At 54.6% G+C, this 10,092-nt stretch carries 10 protein-coding genes; 2 read left to right on the top strand and 8 right to left on the bottom strand.

All coding sequences use genetic code 11. From position 1 onward, the window contains the following. Positions 1 to 126: 126 nt before the first annotated feature. From ACR0AU_RS21730 to ACR0AU_RS21715, 4 genes are all read right to left on the bottom strand, one after another. On the bottom strand, positions 127 to 1,287 hold the full coding sequence (locus ACR0AU_RS21730) for an IS30 family transposase (protein ID WP_480796311.1): 1,161 nt from the start codon (positions 1,285 to 1,287) through the stop codon (positions 127 to 129). 296 nt (positions 1,288 to 1,583) lie between these two features. After that, positions 1,584 to 2,495, bottom strand: a complete 912-nt coding sequence (locus ACR0AU_RS21725; protein ID WP_480551675.1) for a PhzF family phenazine biosynthesis protein — start codon at positions 2,493 to 2,495, stop codon at positions 1,584 to 1,586. A gap of 54 nt (positions 2,496 to 2,549) precedes the next feature. Continuing rightward, positions 2,550 to 3,530 (bottom strand): alpha/beta fold hydrolase, encoded by a 981-nt coding sequence (locus ACR0AU_RS21720; protein WP_480796310.1) that lies wholly within the window; start codon positions 3,528 to 3,530, stop codon positions 2,550 to 2,552. Between the two features lie 60 nt (positions 3,531 to 3,590). Further along, positions 3,591 to 4,217 carry a pyridoxamine 5'-phosphate oxidase family protein gene (locus tag ACR0AU_RS21715; RefSeq protein WP_480796309.1) on the bottom strand — a complete coding sequence of 209 codons (627 nt, stop codon included), beginning with the start codon at positions 4,215 to 4,217 and terminating at the stop codon, positions 3,591 to 3,593. A 118-nt stretch (positions 4,218 to 4,335) separates the two neighbouring features. On the opposite strand from ACR0AU_RS21715, the gene ACR0AU_RS21710 reads away from it, so the two are divergent. Continuing rightward, positions 4,336 to 5,235, top strand: a complete 900-nt coding sequence (locus ACR0AU_RS21710) for a LysR family transcriptional regulator (protein ID WP_480796308.1) — start codon at positions 4,336 to 4,338, stop codon at positions 5,233 to 5,235. A gap of 47 nt (positions 5,236 to 5,282) precedes the next feature. Here ACR0AU_RS21710 and ACR0AU_RS21705 read toward each other — a convergent pair whose 3' ends face one another. From ACR0AU_RS21705 to ACR0AU_RS21690, 4 genes are all read right to left on the bottom strand, one after another. After that, a complete protein-coding gene (locus tag ACR0AU_RS21705) occupies positions 5,283 to 5,852 on the bottom strand; it encodes a carboxymuconolactone decarboxylase family protein (protein WP_480791218.1) in 570 nt (189 codons plus the stop codon). A 135-nt stretch (positions 5,853 to 5,987) separates the two neighbouring features. Then, positions 5,988 to 6,473: a YHS domain-containing (seleno)protein gene (locus tag ACR0AU_RS21700; RefSeq protein WP_480796307.1), complete on the bottom strand. Its 486-nt coding sequence runs from the start codon at positions 6,471 to 6,473 to the stop codon at positions 5,988 to 5,990. Between the two features lie 48 nt (positions 6,474 to 6,521). Then, positions 6,522 to 7,388: a cysteine hydrolase family protein gene (locus ACR0AU_RS21695; protein ID WP_480796306.1), complete on the bottom strand. Its 867-nt coding sequence runs from the start codon at positions 7,386 to 7,388 to the stop codon at positions 6,522 to 6,524. Between the two features lie 161 nt (positions 7,389 to 7,549). Continuing rightward, positions 7,550 to 8,560: an AraC family transcriptional regulator ligand-binding domain-containing protein gene (locus ACR0AU_RS21690; protein WP_480796305.1), complete on the bottom strand. Its 1,011-nt coding sequence runs from the start codon at positions 8,558 to 8,560 to the stop codon at positions 7,550 to 7,552. Between the two features lie 194 nt (positions 8,561 to 8,754). Between ACR0AU_RS21690 and ACR0AU_RS21685 the strand changes: the two genes are divergently transcribed. Then, complete coding sequence (locus ACR0AU_RS21685; protein ID WP_480796304.1) at positions 8,755 to 9,627, top strand: bile acid:sodium symporter family protein; 873 nt, start codon at positions 8,755 to 8,757, stop codon at positions 9,625 to 9,627. Positions 9,628 to 10,092 lie beyond the last annotated feature (465 nt).

Here is a 10,092-nt window from a genome sequence, read left to right as displayed (position 1 = left end):
AACGGCAAATGCATAAGGGATGGATGGTCGATTTCGCGCAGATGTCGTGGCCATAATCTGGAGCTATCACGCATTTGCATTTTCGTCTTTATAGATTCTACGTATGACTGCTTTAGTCTTGTGGATTCAACGGATCGCCGCAACACACTGGGCAAACCTCTCGGCTGGGGTTTGGTATTGCAAGGTTTTTCTGGGGCGTTCGTTGAGTTGCCTCGCGACGGCACTGAGTTTGGCCTGGCTGTAGGTGGACATATCGATACCCCGCGGGAAGTACTGGCGCAAAAGTCGGTTTGTGTTTTCGTTGCTGCCGCGTTGCCAAGGTGATTGGGGATCGCAGAAGAAGACGTCGATCTTGGTGGCCATGGTGAACTTCACATGGTCTGTCATCTCTGAGCCACGATCCCAGGTCAGTGAGCGATAGAGCTCCTTGGGCAGCTTGCGGGCCTGCTTGATCAGAGCCGTGATGACGCTCTGCGTATCCTTGTTCGCTACCTTGGCCAGCATCACGAAGCGGGAATGACGCTCGACCAGCGTGGCAATGTAACTGTTATTGGCCCCGACGATCAGATCGCCTTCCCAGTGGCCCGGCACGGCGCGATCCTCGATCTCGGGCGGGCGGTCGCTGATCGGCACAGCATCCTTGATCTTGCGCAGCTTCAGGCCCTTCTGCGTTGCATGCCGTGATCGACGGATGGCCCGTGGGCTGCGCAGGCATTGCTGAAGCTCTTTCTTCAGAACGCCACGGGTCTGCACATAGAGACTGCGATAGATCGTTTCGTGTGACACGCGCTCCTGCTCTTCGTCGGGGTGCCTGCGCATCAACCATCCCGCAATCTGCTGAGGTGACCACTTCAGACGCAGCTTTCGGGCAATGAACCGGCACAAAGGTTCGTTGAACGAGAGCTTACAGGCTTTGGGCCGCCTTGCGCAGTCCCACGCGCGCTGATCTGACAGCGCCGCGCGATACGCCTTGCGCCCTACGTTCCTGCGAACTTCCCGGCTGATGGTCGAGGGGGCACGGCTCAGGTTTCGGGCAATCGCGCGAAAGGATCGGTTGGCTGCCAGTCCGCGCGAGATTTCTTCCCGCTCGGCCAGGCTCAACGCGCACCGGGATCTGGTGCGTTCCGCCGGGCGAATGCCGCCGGTCAGAGCCAGATGCGGAAAGATCGAAGAAGACGCCCGGTCAAACCGGCGGCCAATCGAGCTAAGCGACTCCCCCCGCTGCCATCGATCCCACATCTCCGATTTCTGCTTGTCGGTGTAAAACGTCCGCGTCCGGTACTTCATGATCAACACTCCATCTTTCAAAAAAGACTAAAGTGTTGCGACCACCCGTTGAATCCGCATCTGCAAAGCGGTCATTGATGCGCTGCGTAGCGAACGACCGCTTCGAGCCCCAACCTAGTCATTACAAATTCTTGCTGCACGCGCTCGCAGCAAGATTTGTTCTTAAGGCAAGCAAGTATTCGTGTCACATTGCAATGGAAAACCAGACGTTCCGCCATCGGATGAATTCAGTGCCTAATTTCACCGTACGCGAAATTGGCAGCAAGCAAACATCACATTTGACTAGCTGTTTAACGCTAGAAAGCAATTCGAAGGGAGCGTTTAACCATGCCGTAGCCACCCGCCATCAGGCCGGAAATTGTTCCATTCTCGATGTCCAGATCAACTTTTATCAAGCTCGGACTCGCCGGGTTCATAAACACCCCTTGTTCGATTTGAAATGATCGTTGAGATGATCCGACAAAGTCGTGCAATACACATGCTAAGGGCCCGGCAGCCATCCCCGTCGCGGCTTCTTCCTCAATCGCGTATCGGGGCGCAAACATGCGGGTTGTAGCGTCTCGGTCGGTCGCCGATGGGTCTCTTGTGAAGACGTAGTAGCCGATCAAATCCAGTCGTTCGCTGATTTGCGTGATTTTGGCAAAATCTGGTTTCACATTGGCAAGACTATCGGCATCAGCGAGGCCGATGACAATGAAACTGTTACCAGTATTGACTAAAATCGGTGGTATTTCCTGATCAAGGTGATGTCTGCTGATCCCAAGGGAGTTCAGTACATCGTCGATGCTTATACCTTTTGTCACCCATTCCTCTGGTATCGCGTATTTTGGGGCTAGCTGTTCCATATAGGCGGCGCCCTCCTTCATTAGTATGCGCCTTGGCCCATCAACTGTCTCCTTCGAGGTGTTGGGATTGGGAATCCGGCCCAGCGCGTCCAGATGAGAGAAGGCGGCAATTGTTGCATGACCGCAATGAGCGATGCGCCTGTTCGGTGTGAAGAAATCCAGTTTGAAGCCCTCAGTCTTGGACTGCGACACAAAGGCCGTTTCGGACAATCCAACCCTTGCCGCGACGGTTTGCATATCCTGTTCGCCCAATTTATCAGCGTCCAGAACGACGCCTGCGGGATTTCCACCGGCGCCACCGTCGACAAAGCCGTGTACGATTTCAACCGTTACCTGTCTGACAGTATTTGCTTGCGTATTCATTGGTTTTCTCCATGCGTCGGCCGCACCTTTGAGCATGGTGCGGCCAGTATTACGTCAGTTGCTGGCGGCGGTGATGCGGTTCAGAAAGGCGGTCATTTGCGCCGCAATCTCGGGCCCATATTCTTCCAGCGCGAAGTGACCCGTATCGAGCAGATGAAAATCGAGATCATTCAGATCGCGTTGATAGGGATAGGCGCCTTCGGCCGGAAAGATGTGATCATTTTTCCCCCACATCAGCAGTGCCGGGGGTTGATGCTCGCGAAACAGCGCTTGCCATTTTGGGTACTCTGCAACGTTGGTGCCGTAATCCAGGAAGAGTTCGAGTTGCACCTCTTGGTTGCCTTCGCGGTCGAGCAGATATTGGACGTGCCAATAGTTATCCGGACTGATCAATTCGGGTTTTTGAACTCCGTGGGTGAACTGCCATTTGGTAGCATCCAGAGTGAGGAATCCACGAAGCTGGTCACCATTCTCTTGCGATGGCTCGGCCCAATAGGTTTTGATTGGATCCCAGAACTCGCGCAGCCCTTCCTCATAGGCATTCCCGTTTTGAATGATGAAGCCAGTGACCCGTTCGGGTTGTTCCGCAAACATACGGAAACCAATCGGGGCACCGTAATCCATCAGATAGACCGCGTATTGATCGATACCCTTACGTTCGAGCAGCGATGTCATCATTCCAGAGATATTTGCGAAGGAATACTCGAAGTTTTCGGCCATCGGCATGTCCGACGCGCCAAATCCGGGGAAATCGGGCGCGATCACGTGGTAGCTCTTCGCCAGTTCCGGGATAAGGTTACGGAACATATGCGAGGAAGTCGGAAAGCCATGAAGCAGCAGGACGGTGGGCCTGCTCGGATCTCCGGCCTCACGATAGGCGATACTGACTTCGTCGATTTGTTCGGTGCGGAAATAGACGGCCTGCGTGGCCTCAATTTCGGTCCCTGCTGCGATTGCAGGAACCGGTGCAATTGGCGCTGCGATTGAAAGCGCGAGGATGCTGGCGCTCAGGATGGATTTTAGATTGCGCGACATGGGTTTTTCCTTTCATTGGGTTACGGGGCGCGCGTCTGAACGCGCCAGGATTAACACCGGTCAGTTTTGCTGTCCGAGCGCCTCTTCGAGCCTTGCGTTTCGTGCTTTCAGCGCTGCCAGCTCAGTGCGAAACGGGGCCAGATAATCTTCAAACTCTTCAAAGGTCAGGCGTTGGGGGATGTGCTGCGGGCAGTTCCAGTCCATCGCTTCAAGCTTGATCACAACCGCCCGCTCCGGGTGAGCGCGATAGTCCGGCGCTCTCAGGCGCTGCATCAGGGCCGGATCGTCCTCGGCATCAATGATCATCGCCTGACCCCAGATCTTGAGGCGCTTCTGATTGGGGTAGTCCATCAGGATCAGCGAGATGCGGTCATTGCCCAGCAGGTTCCCGGTGCTGAGATACTGCCGGTTGCCGCGGAAATCAGCGTAGGCAAGTGTCCGTTCATCCAACACTTTCAGAAAACCCGCTGGGCCACCGCGGAATTGCACATAAGGCCAGCCGGTTTCTGAAACTGTGGCCTGATAGAAGCCGTCCCTTTGCGCGATGAAGTTGGCCTCAACCGGGCTGATCAGATCCTCGTGATGGATGCCTTCCAGAAACTTCGCGTAACCGTTCGCTGAACCATATTTGGCCTGAGTTTCGCGCACGGAAGGCGTGAAGCTGATCTCTGCAAAGGGTCGTGCCATCGAATTCTCCATCTCGGTCTGGGCGATGCCTTGGGACTGAGGTGAAGTTAATCAGAGCTTCAATGTTGCGGAATTCAGATACTTGGCAATATATTATTCCAAAATATGGAATAATGCTGTGGACAGATTTCAGGCGCTAAACGTCTTTGTGAAGGTGGCCGAGTTGAAAGGCTTTGCCGCGGCGGCTCGCCAACTCAACATGTCACCGCCAACAGTGACCCGAATGGTTTCCATGCTTGAGGACAGCCTGGGGATCCGTCTTTTTGTGCGCACCACGCGCTCGGTGATGCTGACTGATAGTGGACAAAGGTTTTTTGAGGATGCCAGACGTGTTTTGGCTGATCTTGATGAGGCCGAGCGCGCGGCTTTCGGTTCCTATGCCGAACCAACCGGGGAATTAAGTGTCACCGCATCGGTCTTGTTTGGTCGTATGTTTGTCGCTCCAATATTGGGCGAATTTTTGGATCAGTATCCAAAGCTCTCGGCGCGCACGCTCTATGTGGACCGCGTGGTCAATCTGATTGATGAGGGTCTCGACGTCGGGATCAGAATTGGCAACCTCGCTGATTCCAGTTTGATGGCTGTCAGGTGTGGTACGGTGAGGCAGGTCGTGTTTGCTTCCCGTAAATATCTTGACCAATATGGCGAACCAGACACGCCCGATGATTTATCCCGCCACGCAATCATTAATTCAACTGCCTTGAATGCATCGGCCCAATGGCATTTTCAACGGGGCAGAAAGACTGTCACCAAACGCATGAGCCCACGTATCAGCATGAACACAAATGACGCTGTGATCGAGTTGGCCTTGCAAGGTCATGGTGTTGGACGGCTTCTTTCCTATCAAGTGGCACCCTACATCGCAGATGGGCGGCTCAAGACTGTTCTAAAGTCGTATGAACCACCCGAGGTTCCCATCCATCTTGTGCATCAAGAGGGACGAACCGTGTCTGCGAAGGTGCGCGCCTTTGTCGATTTTGCAGTCGAGCGCCTCAAATCCAATCCCCTACTTGGCTAACACAGGAAACAGGTTTGAGCGCGCTACCATCAAAAGGCGAGTTTGCGCTATTCTGCCGCCGCTGTGACCGAGGCGGTCCATGCGTTTGGCACAAAGGCATCATCCAACGCGGTGTCCGCCACATGGTTCGTATAGTTCGACAGGGTTTTCAACGCTGTGCCGAGGATGACTTCCAGCATAGATTGGCGTGTGTAACCAGCCGTCAGAAACGCCTCGACCTGTGCGTCGCTGGGCCAGCCTCGGCTTTCGTTGATCACGATGGCGAATTTGCGCAGTGCTTCCAATTTGGGGTCGGCGATAGGGCTGCCATCGCGTAACGCTGCGATCACGTCTTCGGGGACACCGGCCATCTGTGAAAGAGTGGTATGGGCGGCCATGCAGTACTTGCACCCGTTCAACCGGTTGTTAGTCATAAGGATGATCTGGCGCTCAGTCTCTGAAAGGCTGGTCTTTCCGAAGATGTTGGAAAGTGTCGTATAGCCTTCCAGAATTGCGGGCGCTTCGGCCATGGCCGCATAAAGATTGGGCACGAAACCATACCCTTTCAGCGATGCTTCCAGAATTGGTTTCGCGGCTTCAGGGGCAGAGGCGATTGTATAGGTCTCAAAATCAGTCATGTCTGGCTTCCTTTGGGCAGAGCTTTCGACGCACGCGAATTGTGTGCGAGCGTGGCGTTTTGGAGAAATGCCGGTCTTTTGGGGAGGGGCGAGGCAGCGGTGGCTCCGACCGGCAAAAGCCACCAAATTCCTCAATCATAGACTGCCGACAGGCGTGTGGTGGATGTCTGCCCACTTGGCATGGGCGCCTTGAATCACGGTCTCTTTGTCCTCAAGGTACTTCTTGAAGATGTCCTCATTCACAAAGAGATAGAGCTTGTCGTGCACGATATCGGCATACCGAACATCGCCATCAAGCTTCTTGCCTACATAGACGCCAAAGGCGCAGAACCCGCCGAATTGAGGCAGATGTGCCGTCGGATCCGCTTCGAATGTAGCTTGCGCCGCTTGCGACGCAAAATAGTAGTCCACACCATCATGGGTCGACGTGTAAGTGGCGTTGCCCATCTCAGGATTCTCGGCTTCAAACATCGACACAGGATCGACGCCGTGCATGCCGAGGGGGTGTCCAGTCAGGGTAAGACTGTTCGAAACGTTGTATTCATCGTCGGCCAATGCCGCCGCCGCCAGGGCAAGAGTCAACGCTGCTGTAAGTGCGGGAAGTGTAAAGATGCGTGTCATGATATTTCCTTTCAGGATGTCAGGATCAAACTGGAAAGTCGGTTCGTGTCAGGCAGATTGGCCGATGCGCTTCACCGCGTCGTCGGTCCACCAGACGCCATTGGCGACCATGCGGAAATTGATGATGGCTGCGAGATACCCGTCACCTTCAGGCACTTTGGCCCCGGCCGTCGCGTCGCGAACGACAGCAACCTCATAGCCCAGTTCCAACAACTCATAGAGATGCGCTTGCGTGCAAAGGTTCGCGGACATCCCCGCAAGGATCACCTTGTCGATCTTGCGTTTGCGCAATTGCAGGTTCAGGTCGTTCTGGGCAGGGCTGTAAACCTTGTGGGGTGAACAGACGATGGTTTCGCCATCCTCGATGTACTTTTTGTATTGAGGCATCCAGTCGGCACCTGAGCCCTCAAAGTTGTCCAGGTTGAGTGGCCCGAGGCGGTCAAACATGCCGATGCTGTGCATCGTGGCTTCAAGCGTGCCTTCGAACTCCCACTTATGGTCATGCGGGTAGTAATAGTGCGGCGAGATGAAGACCGGCATCCCGGCTGCTTTGGCGGCGATGAAAAGCCGTTCGATATTGTCGACGGTGCCCTGTTCGGTCACGCTTTCACCAACGACGCCCCACGTCACACCGTCCTCGGACAGAAAATCGATCTGGGGGTCGGTCACCACAAGCGCGGTGCGCCCCGGTTCGATGGTCATGTCGATTTGGGGAAGGCCTGGGTTCTCCGGGTCAGCGTAAGTGGCACGAGCCTCTTCGGTTGCTGAAAGCGCCTGCCCACCAGCAACGATTGTTGTACCCGCCGCGGCAGCCCCAGCGGCTTGCGTCAGGAGTCGGCGGCGCGCCATGTCAACGCGTTCGGGCGTGACGTCGCAGCCGCAGCCGGCTTCATGTTTGTGGTCGTGATTGCTCATTGTAAACTTCCTTTGTCTGAGAGGGGCAAAGCGGTCTGCCTTACTCGGCAACGCCCCAAGTGGATCTGACAAAGAGGAAATTAGGCGCCACGTTGGCCGAGGTATTGGCAGGCCCTGCCAAGGTTTTGACCGAACCTGCCATGTGGTCTTGAGGTGCGCGCCTAGTCGGAGGTCGCTTGCTGCCGGAAACGAGCGGGTGCTTGGCCGACCCAACGCTTGAAGGCGCGGCTGAACGTGCTCTGTTCCGAAAACCCGGTCATAAAGGCGATCTCGGCTATGGAAGCCTTACCGTCACGCAGCAGGTCACGAGCAAGTGCAACTTGTGCCTGACCAAGAACGTCGCGATAGGTCAGCCCTTCCTCGGCCAACCTGCGGTAAAGCGTGCGCTCGCTCATTCCCATCTCTTGGGCGACATGCGCCGCCTGCGGTGCGCCGTTACTCAGGGCTGGCGTAAGTCGATGAACAAGTACGTTGCCCAGTGACATATCATCATCCAGAGAATTGAATTCCTCATCCAGATGTTTCGTCATGAAATCTGACAAGCCCGGGTCGCCAAGACGATTTACGCATTCCAGCATAGCGGGGCGCATCGCAATGGCGTTGTGGTCGCTCCCAAATTGAACCGGACACCCGAAATATTCGGCGTAGCGTTCCGGTTCTTGTCTGCAAGCATGCTGAAACGTGACATATGCGAGCGACAACCCATCACCCACAAACCGATGCATGTTCCTCGCAAAGGCCGCAAGCGCGCATTCGTTGCGCAGTTCCAAGGCAGCGCGATGTGATGTTTGCCCCTCAAAAATCCAAAGGACCGGATCGCCGGTTTCATCAAGTCTGTAAACTGCGGTGTCCGTTACGAGACGAAAATAACGCTCGATCCGTTGCAAAGATTGCCGCAAGGTCGGAGCTGTCTTTACGGCTAGGCCAAGGACGCCGAGATCATCGGTCGCAATCGCGTTCGCATAGGCCTCAACCAACGCGGCCTCGTCCGCTTGTTGCGCACGAATCCAATCGATCAGATCGAAATACGCATCATCCGCCAATTGGCCGTCTTGAGCTTCTGGTAAACGCAGCACGACAGCGCCATTCGAAATCAGGGCACCATCGTCGTTCAGCGTCATCCCGGCGGCGTTGGCCATCGCGCGGGCGAATGCGTAAGTTACACTTGCCATACAGTGAGATTAGCACTGGAAAGCTCTTTCACGCCAGATCGTCCAACCCTGTGATAGGTATAATAAATAAAGACAGCCTCGATCTTCGGGCGCTTGAGGATAAATGCGCCAAACTGATAAAACTCGTCATCAGGTTTTCTGAACGGTATCGTCCGAAAGCGTGCGGAAGCATGCAGTCATAGAGGTCATGGTAGATGGGCGAAGTTTTCATATCTGTGCTGCTGCCGCTTGCAGTTGTTGTCATCATGTTCTGCCTTGGCCTCGGACTCACAACGGCTGACTTTCAACGCATCGGACGACGTCCGCGGGCCTTTTGCGTAGGGGCTCTCAACCAGATCATTTTGCTGCCTTGCATCGCTTTGATGGTGACTTTTATCTTTGGGATTTCCGCTGAGACAGCCGTTGGAATCATGATTTTAGCGGCCTGTCCGGGCGGGGCGATCAGTAACATCGTGACCAAGCTTTCGAATTGGGATGTCGCTTTGTCCGTTACTCTTACAGCAGTCTTCAGTCTGACTTGTGTCGTTACCGTACCGCTCATCCTGGGGTATTCGATGCAGATGTTCATGGGGGCAACTGCGCCCGCTATCGACATTTCGTCGACGGCTTTAGCAATGTTTTTTTTAACAGCTTCACCGATCCTAGTCGGGGTGATGGCGCGGTCCTTGGCGCCGCGAATTGTTGCCGCTGTCGAACCAATCTTTAGCAAGGTCTCCATGCTACTTTTTGCGGTGGTCATCGGAGGCGCGATCATTTCAAACTGGGTGGTGGTCGCGGATAACTACCTTAGGCTTGGACCCGCACTTTTTGTTGTAGGTGCGTCACTCACGTTTATTGGCATCATAAGTTCAGGGATGCTCGGATGCACAGACATCGAGGCGAAGACGATTTCAATTGAGACCGGCGTTCAAAACGGAGCTTTGGGAATCGCAATTGCCACCTTGCTGTTGCCTAACACCAATGGGTTAAGCGAATATGCCATCCCATCCGCAATTTATAGCGTGGTCTGGATCGTAACAATGTTGCCTGTCTTCGCTTTCCTTGCGCGAAGAAGCCCAATTTCATGATCCTGACGCCTATTTGCTAGCTCTGATTATGCGCTGAGCCAAGCCCCTTTGTTTCCATGCCAGAGTGCCATCTAGTCAAAGAGCGATCAAGGAGCTCCCAAGCCTTCTGTGGAACGGCCGCTTTGGCGATTTTCCCTGTTGAAGGTATAAGCTGTTGCTGCCAGTGCGGTGGATCCTGCGTCAGCGAAGGTGTAGTCTCCAAGGTCAGTTTTTGTCCGCAACTCAGTCGTTGCCCCGATTATGTCGAACGTCCGCTGATGGTAGAAAATGCCGTTTAAGTTCGAAACACTTTAAACGTCCTGAACCTAGACTTAGGCGGAGATCACTATTCTGGTCCTTCAAACCTTGCTTGCATCGCAATCCAGCCGTCGGCGTGTCAATGAGCGTTCAAAACTGACCCGGTTTCAGCATTTAAATTTGACCCACCCTATGTGGCGCAAAGCCCCCAGGCGGGCCGCCCTCATA

This window comes from Ruegeria sp. CG1, from assembly GCF_056537265.1.
This window is presented reverse-complemented; position numbering and strand designations above follow the sequence as displayed.